Origin of the sequence: Mesorhizobium sp. LjNodule214 (assembly GCF_964252735.1) — a bacterium.
GTDB lineage: Bacteria > Pseudomonadota > Alphaproteobacteria > Rhizobiales > Rhizobiaceae > Mesorhizobium.
The window spans coordinates 85,783-109,132 of the sequence record NZ_CAXUPE020000002.1 but is presented as its reverse complement, the minus strand read 5'-3'; the positions used below and the strand labels follow the sequence as shown (position 1 = coordinate 109,132).

Annotated in this window: 23 protein-coding genes; 13 read left to right on the top strand and 10 right to left on the bottom strand. The window is 64.2% G+C overall.

The window, feature by feature from the left end:
• Window positions 1-33 precede the first annotated feature (33 nt).
• From ACSQ3Z_RS14360 to recJ, 3 genes are all read left to right on the top strand, one after another.
• Window positions 34-1,347, top strand: a complete 1,314-nt coding sequence (locus ACSQ3Z_RS14360) for a homoserine dehydrogenase (protein ID WP_436172012.1) — start codon at window positions 34-36, stop codon at window positions 1,345-1,347.
• 144 nt (window positions 1,348-1,491) lie between these two features.
• Window positions 1,492-2,475 carry a class II fructose-bisphosphatase gene (glpX, locus tag ACSQ3Z_RS14355; RefSeq protein ID WP_436172011.1) on the top strand — a complete coding sequence of 328 codons (984 nt, stop codon included), beginning with the start codon at window positions 1,492-1,494 and terminating at the stop codon, window positions 2,473-2,475.
• A gap of 66 nt (window positions 2,476-2,541) precedes the next feature.
• Entirely contained in the window at window positions 2,542-4,326 is a 1,785-nt protein-coding gene (gene recJ / locus ACSQ3Z_RS14350) for a single-stranded-DNA-specific exonuclease RecJ (protein WP_436172010.1), read from the top strand.
• 102 nt (window positions 4,327-4,428) lie between these two features.
• Here recJ and ACSQ3Z_RS14345 read toward each other — a convergent pair whose 3' ends face one another.
• The 3 genes from ACSQ3Z_RS14345 to folE form a co-directional block, all read right to left on the bottom strand.
• On the bottom strand, window positions 4,429-5,394 hold the full coding sequence (locus tag ACSQ3Z_RS14345) for a patatin family protein (protein ID WP_436173907.1): 966 nt from the start codon (window positions 5,392-5,394) through the stop codon (window positions 4,429-4,431).
• A gap of 85 nt (window positions 5,395-5,479) precedes the next feature.
• On the bottom strand, window positions 5,480-5,938 hold the full coding sequence (gene hisI / locus ACSQ3Z_RS14340) for a phosphoribosyl-AMP cyclohydrolase (protein ID WP_436173906.1): 459 nt from the start codon (window positions 5,936-5,938) through the stop codon (window positions 5,480-5,482).
• Between the two features lie 87 nt (window positions 5,939-6,025).
• On the bottom strand, window positions 6,026-6,661 hold the full coding sequence (gene folE / locus ACSQ3Z_RS14335; protein WP_436172009.1) for a GTP cyclohydrolase I FolE: 636 nt from the start codon (window positions 6,659-6,661) through the stop codon (window positions 6,026-6,028).
• Window positions 6,662-6,900: 239 nt separating this feature from the next.
• Here folE and ACSQ3Z_RS14330 point away from each other — a divergent pair, with 239 nt between their 5' ends.
• The gene (locus tag ACSQ3Z_RS14330; RefSeq protein WP_006201636.1) at window positions 6,901-7,347 is read left to right on the top strand and encodes an iron-sulfur cluster assembly scaffold protein; all 447 of its coding nucleotides are present in this window, start codon (window positions 6,901-6,903) and stop codon (window positions 7,345-7,347) included.
• Here the strand turns inward: ACSQ3Z_RS14330 and ACSQ3Z_RS14325 are convergent.
• Window positions 7,344-8,258 (bottom strand): LysR substrate-binding domain-containing protein, encoded by a 915-nt coding sequence (locus ACSQ3Z_RS14325; protein WP_436172008.1) that lies wholly within the window; start codon window positions 8,256-8,258, stop codon window positions 7,344-7,346. The two genes, ACSQ3Z_RS14330 and ACSQ3Z_RS14325, sit on opposite strands and share 4 nt — an antisense overlap.
• 308 nt (window positions 8,259-8,566) lie before the next feature.
• Here ACSQ3Z_RS14325 and ACSQ3Z_RS14320 point away from each other — a divergent pair, with 308 nt between their 5' ends.
• The 5 genes from ACSQ3Z_RS14320 (at window position 8,567) to ACSQ3Z_RS14300 (ending at window position 13,308) form a co-directional block, all read left to right on the top strand.
• Window positions 8,567-8,722 carry a hypothetical protein gene (locus ACSQ3Z_RS14320; RefSeq protein WP_436172007.1) on the top strand — a complete coding sequence of 52 codons (156 nt, stop codon included), beginning with the start codon at window positions 8,567-8,569 and terminating at the stop codon, window positions 8,720-8,722.
• A gap of 134 nt (window positions 8,723-8,856) precedes the next feature.
• Window positions 8,857-9,231 (top strand): membrane protein insertion efficiency factor YidD, encoded by a 375-nt coding sequence (gene yidD, locus ACSQ3Z_RS14315; protein WP_436172006.1) that lies wholly within the window; start codon window positions 8,857-8,859, stop codon window positions 9,229-9,231.
• 145 nt (window positions 9,232-9,376) lie between these two features.
• Window positions 9,377-10,195 carry a class D beta-lactamase gene (gene blaOXA, locus ACSQ3Z_RS14310; RefSeq protein ID WP_436172005.1) on the top strand — a complete coding sequence of 273 codons (819 nt, stop codon included), beginning with the start codon at window positions 9,377-9,379 and terminating at the stop codon, window positions 10,193-10,195.
• A gap of 113 nt (window positions 10,196-10,308) precedes the next feature.
• Complete coding sequence (gene thrS, locus ACSQ3Z_RS14305; protein ID WP_436172004.1) at window positions 10,309-12,285, top strand: threonine--tRNA ligase; 1,977 nt, start codon at window positions 10,309-10,311, stop codon at window positions 12,283-12,285.
• A gap of 84 nt (window positions 12,286-12,369) precedes the next feature.
• Window positions 12,370-13,308: a lysophospholipid acyltransferase family protein gene (locus tag ACSQ3Z_RS14300; protein WP_436172003.1), complete on the top strand. Its 939-nt coding sequence runs from the start codon at window positions 12,370-12,372 to the stop codon at window positions 13,306-13,308.
• Window positions 13,309-13,319: 11 nt separating this feature from the next.
• Here ACSQ3Z_RS14300 and ACSQ3Z_RS14295 read toward each other — a convergent pair whose 3' ends face one another.
• Together ACSQ3Z_RS14295 and ACSQ3Z_RS14290 are read right to left on the bottom strand one after the other, a co-directional pair.
• The gene (locus tag ACSQ3Z_RS14295; RefSeq protein ID WP_436172002.1) at window positions 13,320-14,285 is read right to left on the bottom strand and encodes a hypothetical protein; all 966 of its coding nucleotides are present in this window, start codon (window positions 14,283-14,285) and stop codon (window positions 13,320-13,322) included.
• Window positions 14,278-14,457 (bottom strand): hypothetical protein, encoded by a 180-nt coding sequence (locus ACSQ3Z_RS14290; protein WP_139032197.1) that lies wholly within the window; start codon window positions 14,455-14,457, stop codon window positions 14,278-14,280. The genes ACSQ3Z_RS14295 and ACSQ3Z_RS14290 overlap by 8 nt, the downstream gene beginning before the upstream one ends.
• Here ACSQ3Z_RS14290 and ACSQ3Z_RS14285 point away from each other — a divergent pair.
• The 3 genes from ACSQ3Z_RS14285 to ACSQ3Z_RS14275 all read left to right on the top strand — a co-directional run bounded on the left by ACSQ3Z_RS14285 (window position 14,441) and on the right by ACSQ3Z_RS14275 (window position 16,440).
• Window positions 14,441-15,025, top strand: a complete 585-nt coding sequence (locus ACSQ3Z_RS14285) for a nitroreductase family protein (protein WP_436172001.1) — start codon at window positions 14,441-14,443, stop codon at window positions 15,023-15,025. The two genes, ACSQ3Z_RS14290 and ACSQ3Z_RS14285, sit on opposite strands and share 17 nt — an antisense overlap.
• Window positions 15,026-15,032: 7 nt before the next feature.
• Window positions 15,033-15,641, top strand: a complete 609-nt coding sequence (locus ACSQ3Z_RS14280; RefSeq protein ID WP_436172000.1) for a flavin reductase family protein — start codon at window positions 15,033-15,035, stop codon at window positions 15,639-15,641.
• Between the two features lie 124 nt (window positions 15,642-15,765).
• Window positions 15,766-16,440, top strand: coding sequence for a methyltransferase family protein (locus ACSQ3Z_RS14275; RefSeq protein ID WP_436171999.1), 675 nt, complete (start codon window positions 15,766-15,768; stop codon window positions 16,438-16,440).
• Between the two features lie 12 nt (window positions 16,441-16,452).
• Here the strand turns inward: ACSQ3Z_RS14275 and ACSQ3Z_RS14270 are convergent, their stop codons facing one another.
• Complete coding sequence (locus ACSQ3Z_RS14270; RefSeq protein WP_436171998.1) at window positions 16,453-17,334, bottom strand: HpcH/HpaI aldolase/citrate lyase family protein; 882 nt, start codon at window positions 17,332-17,334, stop codon at window positions 16,453-16,455.
• Between the two features lie 3 nt (window positions 17,335-17,337).
• Window positions 17,338-17,790 (bottom strand): MaoC family dehydratase, encoded by a 453-nt coding sequence (locus ACSQ3Z_RS14265; protein WP_436171997.1) that lies wholly within the window; start codon window positions 17,788-17,790, stop codon window positions 17,338-17,340.
• Between the two features lie 151 nt (window positions 17,791-17,941).
• On the opposite strand from ACSQ3Z_RS14265, the gene ACSQ3Z_RS14260 reads away from it, so the two are divergent.
• Window positions 17,942-19,063, top strand: coding sequence for a DUF2336 domain-containing protein (locus ACSQ3Z_RS14260; RefSeq protein WP_436171996.1), 1,122 nt, complete (start codon window positions 17,942-17,944; stop codon window positions 19,061-19,063).
• A gap of 58 nt (window positions 19,064-19,121) precedes the next feature.
• Here the strand turns inward: ACSQ3Z_RS14260 and ACSQ3Z_RS14255 are convergent, their stop codons facing one another.
• Together ACSQ3Z_RS14255 and parE are read right to left on the bottom strand one after the other, a co-directional pair.
• A complete protein-coding gene (locus ACSQ3Z_RS14255; RefSeq protein WP_436171995.1) occupies window positions 19,122-21,182 on the bottom strand; it encodes an FUSC family protein in 2,061 nt (686 codons plus the stop codon).
• A 43-nt stretch (window positions 21,183-21,225) separates the two neighbouring features.
• Window positions 21,226-23,280 carry a DNA topoisomerase IV subunit B gene (gene parE, locus ACSQ3Z_RS14250; protein ID WP_436171994.1) on the bottom strand — a complete coding sequence of 685 codons (2,055 nt, stop codon included), beginning with the start codon at window positions 23,278-23,280 and terminating at the stop codon, window positions 21,226-21,228.
• Window positions 23,281-23,350: the final 70 nt, after the last annotated feature.

Genomic DNA, 23,350 nt, shown 5'->3' with positions numbered 1-23,350 from the left:
CATCGAAACGAATTTTGAGGGGCGTCGCCGGACATGGCTGAAGCGTTGCGTGTTGGAATTGCCGGTCTCGGCACTGTCGGCGCCTCGGTGGCGCGCGTGCTCAGCGACAAGGCGGCGGAACTGACCCGCCAGTGCGGCCGCGAGATCGTCGTCACTGCCGTCTCCGCCCGCGATCCGAAGCGCGACCGCGGTGTCGACCTTGGCTCGGCCGAGTGGTTCGACGACGCCGTGAAGATGGCGGAGAAGGCCGATATCGACGTCTTCGTCGAGCTGATCGGCGGCGACGAGGGGCCTGCGCTCGCGTCCGTGAAGGCGGCACTGGGAGCCGGCCGCCATGTGGTGACCGCCAACAAGGCGCTGCTGGCCAAGCACGGCGTGCAGCTTGCCGAGATCGCCGAGAAGAAGGGTGTGCTGCTCAATTACGAGGCAGCGGTGGCCGGCGGCATCCCGGTCATCAAGACGATGCGCGAGGCGATGGCCGGCAATTCCGTCACCCGCGTCTTCGGCATCCTCAACGGCACCTGCAACTACATCCTGACCCGCATGGAGGCCGAGGGCATCTCCTTCGACGCCTGCCTGAAGGACGCGCAGCGGCTGGGCTATGCCGAGGCCGATCCGACCTTCGACATCGAGGGCCATGATACGGCGCACAAGCTGTCGATCCTGACCAGTCTTGCCTTCGGCACCAAGATCGCCGCCAACGACATCTACATGGAAGGCATCTCCAACATCAGCCAGGCCGACATCCGCGCGGCCGGCGATCTCGGCTACCGCATCAAGCTGTTGGGCGTCGCCCAGCGCACCGACAGCGGCATCGAGCAGCGCGTGCACCCGACCATGGTGCCGACGGCCTCCGTCATCGCGCAGGTGCATGGCGTCACCAATGCGGTGGCGATCGAAACCGACATCCTCGGCGAACTGCTGCTCTCCGGCCCGGGCGCCGGCGGCAACGCCACGGCGTCGGCCGTCATCGGCGATATCGCCGACATTGCCAAGAGCCGGCCGGGCTTCCAGCACGGTCCGGTCTTTGGCCGTCCGGCCAAGGAATTGAAACCCTACAAGAAAGCGCAAATGCGCAGCCATGCCGGCGGCTATTTCATCCGGCTGACCGTGTATGACCGCATCGGCGTCTTTGCCGCGATCGCCAAGCGCATGGCCGACAACGATATCTCGCTGGAATCGATCGTCCAGCACGCGTCCGGGCCGGAAACGGACGCGCAGAAGACGGTGATCCTGGTCACCCACGAGACGACCGAAGCGGCGGTGCGCAAGGCTGTCGACGGCATCACCAAGGACGGCCATCTGACCGACAAGCCGCAGGTCATCCGCATCGAGCGCGCCGGATAAATTCAATCATATTCTGTCTTTAATCAATTGATATTGCTGCGATTTCGAAAAATTGACGTGGCAAGTCTTGCCGTTGTCATGGAGCTTTGACACAAGAAGCGGGCCTCTGGCGGGAGGCAGCTTGGCAACGAGGATTTTCCATCGATGAATGTCGCCCAGAACATTGTCGCCGGTCTCGACCGGATACTCACCATGGAACTGGTGCGCGTCACCGAACGGGCCGCGGTGGCCGCCGCCAGGCTGCGCGGGCGCGGCGACGAGAAGGCCGCCGACCAGGTCGCGGTCGACGCCATGCGCCATGAGCTCAACCGGCTCGCCATCAAGGGCACGGTGGTGATCGGCGAGGGCGAACGCGACGAGGCGCCGATGCTCTATATCGGCGAAGAGGTCGGCACCGGCAAAGGCCCGGCGGTCGATATCGCGCTCGATCCGCTCGAAGGCACGACGATCTGCGCCAAGAACCTGCCCAACGCGCTTGCCGTCATCGCGATCGCGGAAAAGGGCAGCCTTTTGTTCGCGCCCGACGTCTATATGGACAAGATCGCCATCGGTCCGGGTTATGCCGAAGGCGTCATCGGCATCGACGCCTCGCCGGCCGAAAACATCGCCAGCCTCGCCAAGGCCAAGGGCGTTTCGGTATCCGAGATCACCGCCTGCATCCTCGACCGGCCGCGCCACGGCAGACTGATCGAGGCGGTGCGGGCGACGGGCGCGGCGATCCGGCTGATCGGCGACGGCGATGTCGCCGGCGTCATCCACACCACCGACCCGGAAGAGACCGGCATCGACATCTATCTCGGCACCGGCGGCGCGCCGGAAGGCGTGCTGGCCGCAGCCGCGTTGCGCTGCACCGGCGGCCAGATGCAGGGCCGGCTGATCCTCGACACGCCGGAGAAGGTGGCGCGCGCGGCCAAGATGGGCATTTCCGACCCGAAACGGATTTACCGGGCGCAGGACATGGCGCGCGGCGACGTGCTGTTTGCGGCAACTGGCGTCACCGACGGCAACATGCTCGATGGCGTCAAGTTCGGCCCCACCTACATCACCACGCATACGATCGTGCTGCGCTCGTCGTCGCGCACCGTGCGCGAGATCAAGGCACGCCACCAGGATCTGGAAAAGTTTTGATTCCTTCCTGCTTGGCCGTCGCCTATTGATGTCGTGACAGATGGCAATAGGCGGGCGGCGCGTCGCATGACGGGCGAGAAGAGGCTTTTCCTCGATATCAGGCAGTCGGCCACCGGTGTCTCCTGGGAGCACCGGCTGACCGAGCGGCAGGACATGACCGCACTTGCCATAGCGCAAGGCTACGGCGTGCCGGATATCGTCGCACGGGTGCTTGCCGGGCGGGGCGTGACCGCCGAGCAGACCGAGCGCTTCCTCGATCCGACGATCCGCGATCTCTTGCCGGATCCGGCATCGCTGACCGACATGGAGAAGGCCGCAGCCCGCATCGCCGGGGCCATCATCGCCAAGGAAAAGGTGGCGATCTTCGGCGACTACGATGTCGACGGCGCCGCGTCGTCGGCGCTGCTCAAGCGCTTTCTTGGGCATTTCTCGGTGCCGTCCGAAATCTACATACCCGACCGTATCTTCGAAGGTTACGGCCCCAACCCGGAGGCCATGCGCGACCTCATCTCGCGCGGCGCGACCCTGATCGTCACCGTCGACTGCGGCACCAACAGCGCCGTCTCCATCGACGCGGCGAGAGAGGCCGGCGCCGATGTCGTGGTGCTCGACCACCATCAGGTCGGCGGTCCGCTGCCGGCGGCGGATGCGGTGGTCAATCCCAATCGCGAAGACGATCTTTCCGGGCAGGGCCATCTTTGCGCCGCCGGCGTCGTTTTTCTCACCCTGGTGCAGACGGCCAGGATCCTGCGCGGCCGGCTGCCGGATGCCACGCCACCGGATCTGCTTTCGCTGCTCGACCTGGTGGCGCTGGCCACCGTTTGCGACGTGGTGCCGCTGACCGGCGTCAACCGCGCCTTCGTGGTCAAAGGGTTGCAGGTGGCGCGCCAGCAGAAGAACGAGGGGCTGGCCGCCCTTGCGCGGATGTCGCGCATCGGCGAGCCGATCAGCACCTTTCATCTCGCCTATCTGATCGGACCGCGCATCAATGCCGGCGGGCGCATCGGCGATGCCGCCCTCGGCAGCCGCCTGCTTGCCACCGACGATCCGGTCGAGGCCAACACGATTGCCGAGACGCTCGACCGGCTCAACCAGGAACGCCAGCAGATGGAGCTGGAGATGCTGGCGCAGGCACGCGCCGAGGCCGATGCCGAGCTTGCCGGCGGCAACGGCCCGGCCGTCGTCGTCACCGCCAGCACCACCTGGCATCCGGGCATCGTCGGCCTGCTCGCCTCGCGGCTCAAGGACCACGCGCGCCGGCCGGCCTTCGCCATTGCCTTCAACGCCAATGGCGTCGGCACCGGCTCGGGACGCTCGGTGTCCGGCTTCGACCTCGGGCGGCTGGTGCGCGAGGCCGCCGATGCCGGGCTGATCGTCAAGGGCGGCGGCCACGGCATGGCGGCCGGCATCACGGTCGAGCGGGCAAAGCTCGGGGCGCTGAGAGCCTTCTTCGAGGAGCGTGCGGCGGCCGAAGTGTTTCGGCTGCAGGACGAGGAGAGCCTGGCCATCGACGGTGCGCTCGCCGCCGAGGGCGCCACACTTGCCCTGCTCGACGCGCTGGAAAAGGCCGGGCCGTTCGGCGCCGGCCATGTCGCGCCGGTCTTCGCACTGCCGCGCCACAAGCTGGCGGATGCGCGGCCGGTCGGGACCAACCACATCCGCGCCGAGCTGCAGTCGCAAAGCGGCGGCCGCATCCAGGCGATCGCCTTTCGCGCCGTCGATACCGCGCTCGGCGAATTCCTGTTCAAGAACCGCGGCAAGACGGTGCATGTCGCCGGGTCGCTTTCGGGCAATTACTGGAACGGCAACCGCACGGTGCAGTTCCGCATCACCGACGCCGCGATTGCCTGAGATCTGTGTGATCGTGAGCGAGAGCAATTCCAGGAAAAGTGCGTAGCGGTTTTCCGTCCGGAATTGCGTGCCGGATATGAGGCCGATTAATCGCGACACGCTTTAGGCGAGAACCGTCTGCAGGCGGGTCAGTTCGGCGACCTGCGCCATCGTCGCCTGATAGCCAAGGCGGATCGCTTCGTCGGCGCGATGGAATTCGGTCAGGCCGACATGGCTGAGCTTGGGCTGCAGCGACATGTCGGGCGGGTCACCCGCCAGCCTGGCGCGCGAAATGCGATCCTGGATGATGTTGAAGGCTTCGACCATGACCCCGGTGATGCCGAGGCGTGTGTGGTGCGCCTGGTGTTCAGACTGGCCGGCCCGCGGCGCGTCATTCTCCACGACCAGTTCGCCGGCGCTGTGCTTGATCACGGCGGCGCGGCCGAACAGGTCGTAGTGAAGGTTGACCGCGACAACCAGCGGCTGCTCGTAGGCGCGGCAGACCGAGACCGGCACCGGATTGACCAGCGCGCCGTCGACCAGCACGCGGCCGTTGCAGGTCACCGGCTCGAACACGCCGGGAAGTGCGTAGGAGGCGCGCATGGCGGTGATCAGCGAGCCGCTCGACAGCCAGATCTCATGGCCGGTGCGGATTTCGGAGGTGACGCAGACAAAAGGCTTCGACAGGTCCTCGAAGCGGATGCCTGCCATGTGCTCGCGCAGCCTCGCGTCCAGCTTCATGCCGCCGAACAGACCGCTGCCGCGCAGATTGAGATCGAGAAGGCCGAAGATGCGCCGCTTGGTCAGGCTCCTGGCGAATTCCTCGAGATCGTCCAGTTTGCCGGCAAGGTAGCAGCCGCCGACCAGTGCGCCGATCGAGGTGCCGGCGATCATCGACACTTCGATGCCGGCCTCGTCGAGCGCGCGCAGCACGCCGATATGGGCCCAGCCGCGCGCGCAGCCACCGCCGAGCGCCAATGAAATGCCTGTCTTCTTGCCAGGCTTCGTATCGGATGCGCCGCCGGACGAGGAGGGGCCGTTGGCCTCTCGAACGTCAGGTCTGCTACGCAATGACGCCCATTCGAGCATCATGATCTCCCCTTGTCCCACATCCCTTCTACAGTAAGGATGTTTGAGAATAGTGAATATTAGTGCTTTGTGAGTATCAAATGGTTCACACCGGCTTCCGATACGTTTGTTTCGTATCGAACAGCGGTTTACTGCCGTCGTCGGCAAGCGTCGCCTTGCCGTCGTTTAGCCCCACCGTCCGATAAAAACATGAACGTCGGCCGGTGTGACAAGTTGCGTCGTGGCCCAACACTTTGACGCGCAACCATATGGCATCCTGATCACAATCCGTGAGCATCTCGACGACGGTCTGGAGATTGCCTGAGGTCTCGCCCTTCTTCCACAGCGCGTTACGCGAGCGCGACCAGTAGTGGGCGATGCCGGTCTCCAGCGTCAGCGCCAGCGCTTCGGCATTCATATGCGCGACCATCAGCAGCATGCCGTCGGCGGCATCGGTGACGACGACCGTGACGAGGCCATTGGCATCGAAGCGCGGTGAAAGGACACTACCTTCCTCCAGCGCTTTCTTGTCTGACGGAGCTTTGGGAAATTCCAGTGCCGACATCGCCGGATCTTCTTGTTTGACCATGATCTTGTCCAAAAACCGGTTTCCACTTTTTGGGATCATGGCCTAGCGGCCGGCGAGGGCCGATCAGACCCCGCCGCCGCGCACCATGGTGACAAAGCGGACCTGTTCTTCGGGCGTGTCCTTGAAGACGCCGGTGAAGGTCGAGGTCAGCGTGGTGGAGCCCTGTTTGCGGATGCCGCGCATGGCCATGCACATGTGCTCGGCTTCGATCATGACGGCGACGCCGCGCGGATTGAGCACGTCCTGGATGACGCTGGCGATCTGCGCGGTCATCGCTTCCTGCGTCTGCAGGCGATGGGCGAAGATGTCGACGACGCGCGCGATCTTGGACAAGCCGACGACCTTGCCGTCCGGCAGGTAGCCGACATGCGCCTTGCCGATGATCGGCACCATGTGATGCTCGCAATGCGAATGGAAACTTATGTCCCTGACGATGACGAGGTCGTCATAGCCGGCAACTTCCTCGAAGGTGCGGCCAAGCTCGTCGGCCGGGCACATGTCATAGCCGTTGAACATTTCGAGGAACGCCTTGGTGACGCGCTTCGGCGTGTCGATCAGGCCTTCACGCTCCGGATTGTCGCCGGTCCAGCGCAGCAGGGTGCGCACCGCAGCCTCGACCTCGGCTTCGCTCGGCCGGTCGGTGACCGGCTTTTCCATGTAAGTGGACTGGGGCATGAGTTTCTTGATGACGGCATCCATAAAGGCGTCTCCCGTAGTCCCTCTCTCAGGAGGGACGAGTTGAACGGACCACGACCTTTCGGGTGTAAGAAACTCGCGGTTTCCAGCCCTCAAGCGGCGTGAATTGATTTGAGCAAAGACGTGGCCTTTGGCTGCCTTGTCGATGCTCGACTGTGAGCATTATATATGGTCGTGCCGAGCGAATGAAAGACGCATCAGCGGCAATCGCTGTTCGCTCGGCGGCGACAGATTGGAAAAAAATGATCGACGACGTCTACAATGCGAAAATTCTGGGTTTTGCCGGAAATATCGCGCGGATCGGCCGGCTCGACCATCCGGATGCGACAGCACGGGCGCATTCCAAACTGTGCGGCTCGACCGTGACCGTCGATCTCAAGATGGATGACGGCGTCGTCACCGATTTCGCGCATGACGTGAAGGCCTGCGCGCTCGGCCAGGCGTCGTCTTCGATCATGGCCGAGCATGTCATCGGTGCCAGCGCGGACGAGTTGCGCGCGGTGCGCGAGACGATGCTGAAGATGCTGAAGGAAAACGGCGCGCCGCCGGAAGGCCGCTTCGCTGACCTCAGATATCTGGAGCCGGTGCGCGACTACAAGGCGCGTCACGCCTCGACGATGCTGACCTTCGACGCGGTGGTCGATGCGATCGGCCAAATCGAAAAGAAGCGCGCCGAAGAAGCAGCTTAAATTTCTTCTAGAGAACGCCGGCTATCGGCAAATTCGGCACGGATCCAGTCGGCGAAGGCCGCGGCCGGTCCGGGCAGGTTGCGCAAGCTCCTTGCCACCAGCCAGTAGGCGCCGGATGCGACGTCGATGTCGAAGGGCTTGATCAGCGCGCCGGATGCCAGTTCGTCCCTGACCAGCATGAGATCGCCCAACGCCACGCCATGGCCGAGCAGCGCCGCCTGCTTCGAAAGCGAGGTATCCGCAAACATAGGGCCGCGTGCGGGCGCGGCGTCGGCGGGCACGCCGGCCGCTTCGAACCAGCGCGCCCAGCCCTGGCGATTTTCCTCATGCAGCAGCGTGTAGCGGCCAAGGTCGATCGGCTTTTCCAGCGGCGGACCCGAGGCAAGCAGCGCCGGCGACAGGACCGGCGAGTCGACGGTTGAGCCAAGCCGCTCGGCCTCGCTGCGCGGCCATGAGGTGTTGTGTGCGCTGAAACGCAGAGCGAGCTCGGCCTGGTCGCTGCGGAATTCGATGGGCCGTGGATCGACTTCGACGGAAACGTCGATATCGGGTCGCATTGCACGAAATCGATTGAGTCGTGGCACCAGCCATACGGCTGCAAGGGACGGTTCCACGCTGACGCGAACCACGGACTGGGCCGGCGTGACCACCATTTCCGAGAGCATGTTGTCGATATCGCCAAAACTTCTGACGAGCTGATCAAGCAGCCGCCGGCCGGCGTCGGTCAACTCGACGCGGCGATGATGGCGGAAAAACAGGGGCTGGTGCAGGAAGGTCTCGAGTTCGCGGATCTGGCGGCTGATCGCGGCTTGCGAAACATAAAGCTCCTCGGCCGCCCGGCTGAAACTCAGGTGCCTTCCGGCCGCCTCGAAACTCCTCAGTGCCGTCAGGGGCAGGCGTCCGCGCTTCATTCGGGAGCCTTCAGCCCGTCGGCGACCTTTTGATGCAGTTTGACGGCCGGCATGCGTCTAGCTCCTTTCTCCGAGTTTACATCAAGCACACAAACCGCGCGAAATAACCCTACGGCCCGCTCAACACAGCAAGCACGAAGCCGCCATGGCCAAAGCCAGATCGCATAATGATTTCACATAATTGCATCGTCATCATGCAGCCCGGCAAACCTCGATATGCATAATCTCAAGTTATCCGAGGTGGAAATTATACTCGTTTGAAGACGAAGACCAGCGGCAGTCTAATCGATGCCAAAGGAGATACGGCCATGATCCAGTTCCTGGAGATTTTTGGCGACGTCATGCGGATCGCGACGTTTCAATGGTATGGCGAGAAGCGGCCACAAGCCGGACGCCGCGAACAAGGGCTGGCAAGTCCCACGCGCTGGGTATCCCCGGCAGATCGGCGTACGTTTCATCGTTGAGAGGCAGGACAGCCAGCATCGACAACCGGCATCACCAGAGGCCAGCCTCGACAAGGGCCAGCATCAACAGGGGATTGCGTTCTCTGCTCGAAGTCCACATTTATCCCGGGGCGAAACGCGATACGGAGAATGCGGTGCGCGACCATCATCGGCATGCGCATGCCGCAACGCCGGCCCGGCGCGGGCGCAATTGGCCGGGACCCTGGCGCAGGACGCCCGGCCGTATCCTCGGCACGTCGCTTGTGCGTCTCTACCAGCTGACGCTGTCCGGCTTTGTCGGCAATTCCTGCCGGCATCTGCCGACCTGTTCGGAATACGCGCATGAGGCGATCGCCCGCCACGGCCTGTGGGCCGGCGGCTGGATGGGGCTTTTCCGGGTGCTGCGCTGCGGGCCGTTCGGCACGCATGGCATCGACCGCGTGCCGGAGGCGCTGGCCGGGCGGTATGTTTGGTTCATGCCGTGGCGGTACTGGCGGATCGGCAAGATGCGTGGCGACCCTAAGGTCTGACTGATCCACGGGCCTATGAGCCGGCCGGTCTTTACGATCTGGTAGGGTTAACGCCAGCCTGCACAAAGACTGCGAATTTGAGACAAAATCGAGACAAGACGCCTCGCTAAGTCACTCCTGCCCACCGTCAGGAGAGAGACTGCCCATGCGCCAGATAGACCGCCTTCCATTCGTTTTTGCCATCGTTCTTTTTCTTCTGGCCTGGCTGTTTGGGTTCCCGATGCGGGCGCAGTCGGCGCCGCTCGACAATGTCGAATGCACGCTGATCCAGGATGAGGTGAGCGGTGAGACGCTTTATCGGGACGGCGTTTGCGACCAGCGTTTCAGTCCAGCCTCGACCTTCAAGGTGCCGCTCGCGCTCATCGGCTATGACGCCGGTATCCTCAGTGACGAGCATACGCCGAGCTGGGACTACAAGCCCGAGTTCAATGCGGTGAAGCGGGACCGGAAGACCGTCGATCCGACGATCTGGGAGCGCGATTCCGTTCTCTGGTATTCTCGCGAAATCATAAGCAGGTTCGGCAGCGAACGATTTGCCGGCTATGTATCGAAATTCGGCTATGGCAACATGGATGTCTCCGGCAATGCCGGCAAGAATGACGGCCTCACCCATTCTTGGGTGAATTCCTCGCTCGAGATATCGCCGGCCGAGCAGACTGCTTTTCTGCGCCGGTTGCTTGCCGGCAAAATGCCGGTGTCGGCCAGGGCTCATGAGATGACCAGGGCGATCATTCCGACCTTCCAGGCAGATGGCTGGATCGTGCAGGGCAAGACCGGCAGCACGAGGCTCGGCAATGGCGGCACCGACAAACGCTCACTTGGCTGGTTCGTCGGCTGGGCCGGGAAGGATGGCCGCCGGATCGTCTTTGCGCGGCTCGCCGTCGATACGAAGCGGACCGACATGCCGAAGGGCCTGGCGACGCGGGCGGCGTTCCTGAAGGATTTGCCCGATCTGATCAAATAGAACAGCCGCGCGACTTTACGGCGCCGGAATCTGCCCCTAAAAGGCTGCCGCCGCCGGACGCATCCGGCATTTCACCACCCGCGCTCGTTTGCGGGACTGGATAGGAGATATCTATGCTGAATTCCGTTTCCCTGACATTTCCCGATGGCTCCGTCCGCGACTACGAAGCGGCGATGACCGGCGCCGGCCTGGCGCCATCGATCTCGAAGTCGCTGGCCAAGAAGGCTGTCGCCTACGCGATCGATGGCGTCGTGCGCGATCTGTCCGACCCGCTCGGCAAGTCCGGCAAGGTCGAGATCATCACCCGCGAGGACCCGCGCGCGCTGGAACTCATCCGCCACGACGCAGCACACGTGCTGGCCGAGGCCGTGCAGGAACTTTGGCCGGGAACGCAGGTGACCATCGGGCCGGTGATCGACAACGGGTTCTACTACGACTTCGCCCGCAACGAGCCGTTCACGCCGGACGATTTCCCGGTGATCGAGAAGAAGATGCGCGAGATCATCCTGCGCAACAAGCCGTTCACCAAGGAAGTCTGGCCGCGCGAGAAGGCGAAGAAGGTGTTTGCCGACAAGGGCGAGCGCTACAAGCTGGAGCTGATCGACGCCATTCCCGAGGACCAGGATCTCAAGATCTACGCGCAGGGCGACTGGTTCGATCTTTGTCGCGGCCCGCACATGGCCTCGACCGGGCAGATCGGCAACGCCTTCAAGCTGATGAAGGTGGCCGGCGCCTATTGGCGCGGCGACAGCAACAACCCGATGCTGACGCGCATCTACGGCACGGCCTGGGCCGACCAGGCGCAGCTCGACGCCTACCAGACGATGCTGGAGGAAGCCGAAAAGCGTGACCACCGAAAACTCGGCCGCGAGATGGACCTGTTCCATTTCCAGGAAGAGGGGCCGGGCGTCGTCTTCTGGCACGCCAAAGGCTGGAAGATGTTCCAGAACCTGGTCAACTACATGCGCCGCCGGCTGGACGAGCAGGGCTATCAGGAGGTCAACGCGCCGCAGGTGCTGGACAAGAGCCTGTGGGAGACGTCGGGCCACTGGGGCTGGTATCGCGACGCGATGTTCAAGGTGACGGTCGCCGGCGACGACACCGACGACGACCGGGTGTTTGCGCTTAAGCCGATGAACTGTCCCGGCCATGTGCAGATATTCAAGCATGGGTTGAAATCTTATCGCGATCTGCCCGTAAAGCTTGCGGAATTCGGCAATGTGCATCGCTACGAGCCATCCGGTGCGCTGCATGGGCTGATGCGCGTGCGTGGCTTCACGCAGGACGATGCGCATATCTTCTGCACCGAGGAGCAGCTGGCCTCGGAATGCCTGCGCATCAACGATCTGATCCTGTCGACCTATGCCGATTTCGGCTTCGACGAGATCAGCGTGAAGCTGTCGACGCGACCGGACAAGCGCGTCGGAACCGACGAGGCCTGGGATCATGCCGAGGAGATCATGAGCGGCGTGCTGGAGACGATCCGGACGCGCTCGGGCAATCGCATCAAGACCTCGATCAATCCGGGCGAGGGCGCCTTCTACGGTCCGAAATTCGAGTATGTGCTGAAGGACGCCATCGGCCGCGAATGGCAGTGCGGCACCACGCAAGTCGACTTCAACCTGCCGGAACGCTTCGGCGCCTTCTACATCGGCTCGGATTCCGAGAAGAAACAGCCGGTGATGGTGCACCGCGCCATCTGCGGTTCGATGGAGCGCTTCCTCGGCATCCTGATCGAGAACTATTCCGGCCATTTCCCGCTGTGGTTCGCGCCGCTGCAGGTGGTGGTGGCGACGATCACCTCCGATGCCGACGATTACGCGATGAAGGTCGTAGGCCAGTTGAAGGCGGCCGGGCTGCTTGCCGAAGCCGACCTGCGCAACGAGAAGATCAACTACAAGGTCCGCGAGCATTCGCTGGCCAAGGTTCCGGTCATCCTCGTCTGCGGCAAGCGCGAGGCGGAGGAAGAGACGGTCAACATCCGCCGTCTTGGCTCTCGCGACCAGGAATCGCTCGGTCTGGCCGAGGCGATCAAACTGCTTTCCGACGAGGCGATAACGCCGGATCGCAGGCGCAAGCGCGCTGCCTGATCCGCATAGTCCCGACGAAATGGCGGTGGAGCGATCCACCGCCATTTTCACATGCCTGTCACGCCAAGCCTGTAACGAGCCGCCATGCTCAAGTTGAAACTGCGGGAAAGACCGTTTCCCGAGCTTTCCTACGCCAGTCCGCACCAGCCGGCGCTGACGCGCTGGTTTATCCATTCGATCGAAGGCCTGTCGGGGCGCGACCGCTTTGCGGCGCTCTATGATTTCTGGCGCCGGCAGGTGGCGCCGAGCGGCGAGCGCGTGTTCAGCCGCATGCTGGAACTGATCGACGTCAGGGTGCGCAGCGCCGATCAATGGCCGCCGGCAAAATTGCCCGATACGCCGCTGGTCATCGTCGCCAACCATCCGTTCGGCATCGGCGACGGCATCGCCGTTCTGTCGCTGGCCGAGCAGCTCGGGCGGCCGTTCCGCGTCATGATCCACAAGGACCTACTCAAGATCCGCGAGATGGAACCCTATTCGCTGCCGATCGATTTTTCCGAGACCAAGGATGCGCTCAGGAACAACATGGCGGTGCGCCACGAGGCAGTGCGGCTGCTGAAGGAGGGCGTCACCATCGTCGTCTTCCCGGCCGGCGGCGTCGCCACCGCGCCGAAAGGCTTTGGCCGCGCGCGTGACCTGCCATGGAAGATGTTTCCGGCCCGTCTCGTCCAGGATGCCAGGGCATCGGTCATACCGATGCACTTCTCCGGCCAGAACGGGCGGCTGTTCCATCTGGTCAGCGGTCCGATGAACATGGCCGAGCGCGACGGACGGGTAGCAAAATTCGTCGGCAAGGCGTCACTGACGCTGCGCATTTCTCTGCTCATTCACGAATTCGCGCGGCTGTCCGGCAAGTCGATCGACGTGCGTGTCGGCGACGTTTTGAGCTGGAGCGAACTGGAACCGCTGCGCGACCGCAAGGCTTTGCTCGAGCGCCTCTATCGCGGCGTCTTCGATCTGGCGCCGGCCATACCGCGCGGCCGCGTCCAATTCCTGCCGCGACGCATGCGCAAGGCGGCTTGACCGCAGGCCGGTTAGTCGGCGCCTTCCTCGGGATCGATCGCCGAGGCTTCGGTGGCCAGAACCTCGATCTCCTGGTTCTGTCCGGCGACGACCGTGAAATCCTTCTGGTAGATGCGGTCGCGGTTCTTGGCGATGATGGTGTAGTCGCCTTCGGCCAGCACCATCGAGGCGAAGGCACCGACGGTTTCCTGGATCGGATCGCCGGATTCGTTGAGCAGCGACCAGGACGTGTCGGCGATCGCCTCGCCGCCGGCCTCGCGCACCAGCTTCATGGTCATCTCGGCCGCCCGGTGCTCGACGGTGGCTTCGGTAAGCTTGCCGGCCTCGACGCGGATGTCGGAGCGGATCACGGCATTGACCGAGCCATAGTTCGAGACGACGTGGTAGGTACCGGCATTCAGCCGCACGACGCTGTTCGGTTCGACATCGGGGATGATCAGCGCGTGCTCGCCATTGGCTTCGGTGCGCCCTTCATAGATCGAGAAACGCAGTTTCTTCGGCGGTATGTGCGCCCCGCCCGACAGGACGGCGTCGAGCTTGAGGCCGCCGGCATCGAGCACCAGGCTTTCGCGCCTGGCCTCCTTGCCGACGGTGATGCGCTTGGTGGCGCCGGCGCGTCCGTAGGAAGCGTGCACCAGATAGCTGCCGGGCTCGAGCTGGAACACGGCGGTGCCGCCATGGGCGGAGGCCACCATGGGCAGCTTGCCGTCGCTCGCGGCTTCAGGCTTGAAGACCCGCCAGACGATACCGCGCGTGATGTCGGTGCCCTTGTCCGTCAGCTGCGCCGAGAGCGTGATTGCGCCGCCGCTTCCCAACGCCAGCGACGTCTCGTTCTTGGGTGACGAATAGCTTGAGATTCCGGGAAGTTTGAGGTCGCTGATGCCGTCCTTGGTCTGCGCGGAAGCAAGCGAAACCGGCGCCATGAACAGCGCGGCGGCGAGCCAGACCAGGAAAAGACGCAGTGTCCCCTCAAACATGCCTTGCGTTGAAGCCCAAGGCGGTGGCAATTTCAAGGCTTAAGAGTCTGATCCGCTCTGCCGGAGGCTCTTCCTTCCGGCGCGCCGCGCCAATGCCCGAGCCGCCCGAATTCCCGATGGCGCGCTTCAGCTCACAGTTCAGGAGACTTGCGCCCATGGCGTCGCCGATCATCGACTTTCTGCTGACCCGAAATTCGGCGCCGATTCCCGAGCTGAGGGAGCCTGCGCCCGGAGACGCCGAGATCGCGACGATGATCGCTGCCGCCGCGCGTGTGCCAGACCATGGCCGGCTCGAGCCCTGGCGCTTCATCCTCTATCGCGGCGAGGCGCGCGTCGAGATCGGCAAGAAACTAGCGGCACTCGCCGAACAGCGCGAAGGGCCGCTGCCGGAAGGCCGCCGCAATCAGGAGCTGGCACGCTTTTCGCGGGCGCCACTAGTGATCGGCGTGGTGTCGATCCCCCGGGAGAACCCCAAGATCCCGCAATGGGAAATGTTCCTGTCCGGCGGCATGGCGGCACTGAACCTGATGATCGCGGCCAATGCGCTGGGCTATGGTACCAACATGATCAGCAACTGGTATTCCGACGTGCCGGAGGGCAGGGCGATCCTGGGACTGGCGCCGCAGGAGCGCGTCGTCGGCTTCGTCCATATCGGCTCCTACCAGGGGCCGGCGCCGGAGCGGCCGCGACCGGATCCGGCAAAGCTCTATGCCGAGTATCAGGGGCCGTGGGCGGGTTAGGGAGAAAATGTTCTACGAACCGGCGAAAGGGCACGGGCTGCCGCACGATCCGTCCAAGGCGATCGTGGCGCCACGCCCGATCGGCTGGATTTCGACCTTGAACAGGGAGGGCAAGATCAACCTCGCGCCCTATTCCTTCTTCAACGCCTTTTCGACCCGGCCCTTCATCGTCTGGTTCTCGTCCGAGGGCGAAAAGGATAGCGCCAGCTTCGCCGAAGAGACGGGCGAGTTCGTCGCCAATCTGGTCAGCCGCGAACTGGCGGAGAAGATGAACCGCACGGCGGTCGATGCGCCGCGCGGCGTCAGCGAATTCGACTATGCCGATCTCGCCATGGCGCCGTCGCGCCTCGTCGCGCCGCCGCGCGTGGCGGCAGCGCCGGCTGCGCTCGAATGCAGGGTGACGGAAATCCTGCGGCCGAAGGCATTGGACGGTACCCAGACCAGTGCTGTCGTGGTCGCAGGTGAAGTCATCGGCGTGCATATCGACGATGCTTTCCTGAATGACGGCAGGTTCGACATCGTCAGGGCGGGCAATGTCGGCCGGCTCGGCTATATGGACTATGCCAGCATCAGCGACATATTTTCGATGCGGCGGCCGCGCTGGGGAAAGGAGTAGAGCGGTTCAGCTTTTGATGAATCGCCGACCCGCTCTAAGTATTTGTTTTTACGCGATCCCGGACGGAAAACCGATGCACACTTTTCCTGGAATTGCTCTAGCGGATCGGGTCAGGAGGCATCTTGTGATCGCGAAGTTGATCCTGCAGACATTCGTGTGGTTCGGCGTCATGGGCGCCTTGCTCTTCCTGTCGGCCGGCACGCTGAACTGGCCGGGAGCCTGGGTGTATCTGGCGGTGATGGTTGGGCTCAGCCTTACCTTGGGCGTGTCGCTGGCCCGGCGCGATCCGGGCCTGATGAATGAACGGCTGAGCCCGCCCATCCAGAAGAATCAAGCCGCGGCCGACAAGATCCTGCTGAGTGTGCTGCTGCTCGCCATGTTTGCCTGGCAGGCCATCATGGGGCTGGACTACCGTTTCGGCTGGTCGGCGGTTCCCGTGTGGGTACAGGGCATCGGTTCGGCGATCCTGCTGCTCGGGATCTGGATCTGCTACCGCACGATGCTGGAGAACAGCTTCGCGGCGCCCGTCGTGAAGATCCAGGAAGAACGCGGACAGCACGTCATCACCACCGGCCCGTACAGCTACGTCCGCCATCCGATGTATGCCGGTGCCATTCTCTTCTTTGCCGGCACGGCGCTTCTGCTTGGTTCCTGGTGGGGGCTGGCGTCGGTGCTCGTGTTCGTCATTCTCCTGGCCGTCCGCATATTCATCGAGGAGAAGACGCTTCGGACCGGCCTTCAGGGCTATGACGACTACGCTGCAAACGTTCGTTACCGATTGATCCCGCTGGTCTGGTAGCGGGTCGAACGTTCAGGCGGAAATCCCAGCCGCCTTGGCGCGCGCCAGAAGCCGCTCGGCCAGCCGCAGATGCGGCCGGTCGACCATCTTGCCGTCGATGCCGACCACACCGGGATTTCCGGCCGCCGCGAATGCCTCGACGATGGCCTGGGAGTGTTTCACGGCCTCGACCGATGGCGTGAAAGCGGAGTTGATCACCGACACCTGTGCCGGATGGATCGCCATCTTGCCGGTGAAGCCGTCACGCTCGGCCTCGATGCATTCGGCTTCGAAGGCGGCCATATCGCGAAAACCGGGGAAAACCGTGTCGATCGCGGCGACCTCGGCAGCGCCGGCGGCGAGGATGGTCATGGTACGGGCAAAGCGAAAGACATCGGTGTAGCGGCCGTTTTTGTCGCGCGCTGTGCGGGCTCCTATGGCCGCCGACAAATCTTCCGCGCCCCAGGTGAGGCCGACAAGCCGCGCGCTTGCTCCGGCATAGGTCGCGGCCGCCAGCACGCCCGCGGCCGTCTCGGTGATGATCGGCAGGATTTTGATCCCGCCATCCGGCAGGCCGTTTTCGGCCTCGTGCACCCTGAGTTTCGCCGAAAGCTGCTGGACATCCTGGCCGCTGTTCGACTTCGGCAGCATGATGCCGTCGGGTTTCGCCGGGATCAGGGCGGTGAGATCATCGTCGGTCAGGCCGGTCGATAGATCGTTGACCCGTACATAGATGGCAGACTTCGTCTGCTGCCTCTGGCTGGCGATGAAGCTGGCCGCAACCGCGCGCGCCGACGCCTTGTTCGCGGCCGCGACGGAATCCTCGAGGTCGACGATGATCACGTCGGCGCCGGCCCCAAATCCCTTTTCCAGTTTCTTTTCGGAATCGCCTGGAATGAAGAGCAGCGAGCGCATGCGTCAGGCCGCCTTTTTCATCATCATCGCCTGCCTCGTGCATTTGGCGACGAGGATGTCATCCTGGTTATAGGCGCGATGCTCGAACTCGACGATGCCGCGATCGGGCTTGGATTTGGACTCGCGTACCGAAACCACCGTGGTCTCGACGCGAATGGTGTCGCCATGGAAGACCGGATGCGGGAACACCGTTTCCTTCATGCCGAGGTTGGCGACGGTGGTGCCGACGGTGATGTCGTTGACCGAGATTCCGATCATCAGCCCCAGCGTGAACAGCGAATTGACCAGCGGTCTGCCCCATTCGCTCTTGGCGGCAAAATCGAAATCGATATGCAGCGGCTGCGGGTTCAGCGTCATCACCGAAAACAGCATGTTGTCGCTTTCGGTGACGGTCTTGCGCAGCGTGTGCCGGAAGACACGGCCGACGACGAACTCTTCCAGATAAAGCCCGGCCATGGTCGATCTCCTCGCTTCCCGTTGCTTGATAGGCGTTGGCCGCGGCTCCATCAAGCCGGTTAAGGAACATGGTGAACGCTTCGTAAACCATTTCCGGCCTACGCTTCCATTGGGGCCAGGCGCGTTCTGGCAAGGGGCGTAAGCAGGCGGCATGGTTGTTTCGCATTTTCTGAAATGGATTGACACGGCGCGGGTCTCCGAGCGCGCCGCCGCGGCCAGCGCGCTGGCTCGCGCCTACATCAATTCCGACCTGCCTTTCGAGGACCGCTGCGCCGCCGAGGCCGCGCTGACGCTGCTGCTCGACGACGCATCGTCGAAGGTGCGGCTGGCGATTGCCGAAGCGCTGTCGATGAGCCACCACGCGCCGCTGCAGATCATCAGTGCGCTCGCTTCCGACCAGCCGGAAGTGGCCGCCATGGTTCTGGCGCGTTCGCCGCTGCTTACCGACGCGGACCTGATCGATCGGGTCGCCGGTGGCCAGAAGGCGACGCAAAAGCTGATTGCCGACCGGCCTGTCGTCTCGATGTCGCTCGCAGCGGCCATCGCCGAGATCGGCGAGCCGGAGGCTTGCGCCGTGCTTCTCGCCAACAGCGGCGCCGACATCGCCTCGCTCAGCTTCCGCCGCATGGCGGAGCGGCACGGCCACCTCGCCCTGGTGCGCGAAGCGCTGATATCGGATGCGCGCCTGCCCGCCGACTGCCGGCACATGCTGCTGGTCAAGCTCGGCGAAACGCTCAAGACATCGCCGCTGGTGCTGGCGCTGATGGGCGCCGCGCGGGCCGATCGCGTCATGCGCGATGCCTGCGTCAAGGCCTCTGTGACCTTGATCGAAGGCACGCGCGCCGAGGAGCACGCAGCGCTGATCGAACATCTCCGCTTGCGCGGCGATCTCACCGCAAGCTTCATCATCCGCACCATCGCGCATGGCAAGGTCGACTTCTTCGGCTCGGCGTTGGTGGCGCTCGCCCAGCAGTCCGAGCAACGGGTGAGGGCGCTGCTCGCCGGCGGGCACGACGTGGCGCTGCAAGCGCTGTTCCGCAACGCCGGCCTCGCCGCCGCCACCCATGGCATCATCCTTCGCGCGCTGAAAGTCTGGCGCGAGGTTGCCAACGGCAAGCGCGTCGCCGGCGTGCAGGAAGTCAGCTGGCTGATGCTGAAGGAACTCGGCGGCCAATCCGCCGAAGGCGATCTCGCCGGGCTGGTGAAGTCGATCCATCTCGAAGCGCTGCGTGAAAATGCGCGCGGCCACGCGCTGGCGATAGCAGCCGCCTAGGGTGTGCTGATGTTCAGGTGATGCCGGCCTGCAAACGATGACTTCCTGCGTGCCGCGCCTAGGCCTTTGCGAAAAAGTCCGGAAAATCCTCAATCGCCGCGGCGATGATGCGCAGCGAGGCTGCTACCTCAAGCATCTCGGCCGCGTCGCTGCGCTCGGCGATGCCGGCCGCATATTGCCTGGCGACGGCGACAGTCGCCGTTTGCGGCTCACCCGGTCTGCGAAACAGCAGCTCGCGTGCCAGCCCGCGCAGGAAGTTGGTGATCGAGAGCACAGTCTCTGGCGGGATCGCTGCACTTTGCTGGGCGCCACGCAGCCGCAGGATCTCAAGTCCGACGGTGACGGCGGCGATGCTGCCACCCAGGACGGCATCGCCTTGCTTGCCTTTGCGCTGCAGCTGCGGCATCAGCTGGTTGACCCGGTCGTAGGCGAGGCTTTCGAAGGCCGACCGCCGCGGCACGCGCTCGTGCAGGCAAAGGCGCGCCAGATCCTCCCGCATCGCCTGCAGGATACGGTTGACGGTGACCCAGGGGTCGGCGGGCAGCACGACGATGAAGACGCCGATTGCCAGCAGGATGCCGACCAGAATCGACGCCGATCCTGCGAAGAACGGTCCGGGGTCGTAGGTCATGGCCTGATGCGGGCTGAGGAAGGCGAAGAAGTTGATGGCGAAGGCGGTCGCCACGCCGACATGGCGCGGATTGGCCATGCCGAGTGCTGCCGGCACCATGATCGGCACGACGAAGACGACGAACCAGCCGAAGCCGGGCAGAGCGGGAAGGGCGATCTGACCGACGAGAAATGCGAAGGGCAGCGCGAGCAGCGTGCCCTTGAAGAAACCCCAGGCAGAGTCGACGGGATCCGGGCGGGCGGCGAACAGGCTGGAGACGACAGCGACGAGAATGACCGTGCCCGCCGCTTCCGACCATTTCGTCGTCAGCCAGAACGCCGCCACCAGCAGCGTGGCAAGGGCGGCGCGCACCGCGTTGCGCCAGGCCGCGTGATAGTCTCGGTGCACGACCAGTGCCGGCTGGCGCGGGTCGCGCGCGGGGCGGGAAATGGGCGAGCGGAGCGCGTCCAGGCCGCGCAGCACCTGCTTCAGCGCCTCGGCGAAGTCGGCGGCGATGGTGAGGCGGGTGATGGCGCCCACTTTGTCGCCGTCCTGCCCGGCCGGCATTTCCGGTATCTGCCGCGCTTTGCCGGCGATCGCGTCGAGCCGCGCGACCCACGGTCCGGTGTCATCCAGCGCGCCCGGCTGTGCCGCCAGCTCGCCGACAAGAGCCTGCAGTTCGCTGCGCACCGGGATCAGCGCCGCATTCTTCGGCGCGGCATGGGAGTGCAGCGCGCGTGCCGCAGACAGCGCCCACAGAAGCTGTCCGATCGTGCGCCTGACCGGGTGGGCGCGGGTGGCGAAACTTGGCGCTTCGAGCCTTGCATAGGTGCGCATCTCGGCGAGCGTCTGGGCGTCGGTGATCAGCTTGCGCTGGAGGCCGGCAAGCGCTGCCGTATCGCCGCCGGAAAAGGCGCCGCCGGCATAGGTGGCGAGATCGAGAATGCTGCGCTTCAGCCTGGAGATGATGGCGTCGGCCGCCAGTTTCGGCAGGATCAGTCGGCTGGTCACGCCAGCGCAGACAATGCCGAGCACGATTTCGGCGCAGCGCGCGACGGCGAGATCGACGACGAGGTGCGGCTGCCCAAAGGCCGGGAGCCCGATGATCATCGCGGTGTAGCCGGCAAGGGCGGCGCCGTATGCCTCCGGGTTGCGCAGCAGCGACGAGACCAGCGTGCAGAGGCCGATCCACGCCGCGAGCGCAGTGACCAGCAGCCAGGGATTGGTGCCGAACAGAGAGGTAACGCCGATCGCCGCCAGGCCGCCGGCCAGCGTGCCGAGCAGCCGGTAAAAACCTTTCGCCAGCACCATGCCGGCGACCGGCTGGGCGACGATGAAAACGGTCATCATCGCCCATTGCGGGTGGTCAAGCTTGAGCGCGTAGGCGGCGAGAAGCGCAATCAGCCCGGCCGAAACGGTGCGCAAGGCGAAAATCCAGTCCGAGCGCGTCGGCTGTGTCAGGCCGACGAATTTCGTGCCGATAAAATCGATCAGCTGCGCCCAGGTCACATGTCCGTCTCCGCGCTTGAGAGCAAGCTAGAACGACAGACGCTCAGATATCCAGTACGTCCGTTTCGGCGAATTCGGCGCGTTCCTGGATGAAGCGGAAGCGGGCTTCGGGCTTGGTGCCCATCAGCGCGTCGACCGCGTCCTTGGTCGCGGCCTCGGCGTCGATGACATCGACCCTGAGCAGCGTGCGCTTCCTCGGGTCCATGGTGGTCTCCTTGAGCTGCGCCGCCATCATCTCGCCCAGCCCCTTGAAGCGGCCGATCTCGACTTTGGCGCGCCCGGTGAATTCGGCGCGCAGCAGTTCGTCCTTGTGCGCGTCATCGCGCGCATAGGCGACCTTGCCGCCCTGGCGGATGGAATAGAGCGGCGGCACCGCCAGATAGAGATGGCCGCCGCGGACCAGGTTCGGCATTTCCTGATAGAAGAAGGTGATCAGCAGCGAGGCGATGTGGGCGCCGTCGACGTCGGCGTCGGTCATGATGATGACGCGGTCGTAGCGCAAATCCTCGTCGCGATATTTCGACCGCGTGCCGCAGCCCAGCGCCTGGACCAGGTCGGAGATCTGCTGGTTGGCGGCGAGCTTGTCGTTGCCGGCGCTGGCGACGTTGAGGATCTTGCCGCGCAGCGGCAGAACCGCCTGGCTGGCGCGGTCGCGCGCCTGCTTGGCCGAGCCGCCGGCCGAGTCGCCCTCGACGATGAAGAGTTCGGCGCCGGCGGCGGCATTCTGCGTGCAATCGGCGAGCTTGCCGGGCAGCCTGAGCTTGCGCACCGCGCTCTTGCGCGACACTTCCTTTTCCTGGCGCCGGCGCACCCGTTCATCGGCGCGTGCGATCACCCATTCGAGCAGCTTGGAGGCTTCCTGCGGGTTGTCGGCCAGCCAATGGTCGAACGGGTCGCGGATGGCGGTTTCGACAATGCGCACCGCCTCGATCGTCGCCAGCCTGTCCTTGGTCTGGCCGACGAATTCGGGCTCGCGGATGAACACCGACAGCATGCCCGCCGCCGAGATCATCACGTCTTCCGAGGTCACGATCGATGCGCGCTTGTTGCCGATCAGATCGGCATAGGCGCGAAGCCCGCGCGTCAGCACGTTGCGGAAGCCGGCCTCGTGCGTGCCGCCTTCGCCGGTCGGAATGGTGTTGCAATAGGAGTTGATGAAGCCGTCGCCGCCGAACCAGGTCACCGCCCATTCGAGCGAGCCATGGCCGCCTTGCTTGTCGCTCTTGCCGGCGAAGATTTCACGCGTCACCTGGAACTCGTCGCCAAGCGATGCCTTGAGGTAGTCCTTCAGGCCGCCGGGGAAATGGAATTCCGCCTTGGCCGGGGTCTGATCCTTTTCCTTGATCAGCGACGGGTCACAGCTCCAGCGGATCTCGACGCCGCCGAACAGATAGGCCTTCGAGCGCGTCATGCGGTAGAGCCGCGCCGGTTCGAACGCCGCACCCTTGCCGAAGATCTGCTCGTCGGGATGAAAGCGGATTTTCGTGCCGCGACGGTTGTGCACCTCGCCGAGCTGCTCCAGGCCGGTCACCGGAATGCCGCGCGAGAATCTTTGCCGGTAAAGCTGCCGTCCGCGCGCGACCTCGACCTCGAGATGATCCGACAGCGCGTTGACCACGGAGACGCCGACACCATGCAGGCCGCCGGATGTTTCATAGACCTTCGAGTCGAACTTGCCGCCCGAATGCAGCGTCGTCATGATGACTTCGAGCGCCGGCTTCTTGAATTTGGGGTGCGGGTCGACCGGAATGCCGCGACCATTGTCGGTCACCGAAAGATAGCCGTCGGCGGAGAGCTCGACGTCGATGAAGGTCGCGTGGCCCGCAACCGCCTCGTCCATCGAATTGTCGATGACCTCGGCAAACAGATGGTGCATCGCCTTGTCGTCGGTGCCGCCAATATACATGCCCGGCCGGCGGCGCACCGGCTCCAACCCCTCCAGCACCTCGATGTCGGCGGCGCTGTAGCTCTCGCTGCCGTCACGCGAGGCGGCCGGACGCTTCGCCGCCTGGACCAGCGGATCGGCGGGGCGCGTCGGTGCGCGAGCCGGTTGCGGCTGCTTGTCCAGATCGCGAAAAAGGTCGTTGTTGTCGTCCATACTGGCCATAAAGTCCGGTGCTGCGAATCACCCCGCGATACTGCCACGCTTTTGGCGGGCGAACGAGGTT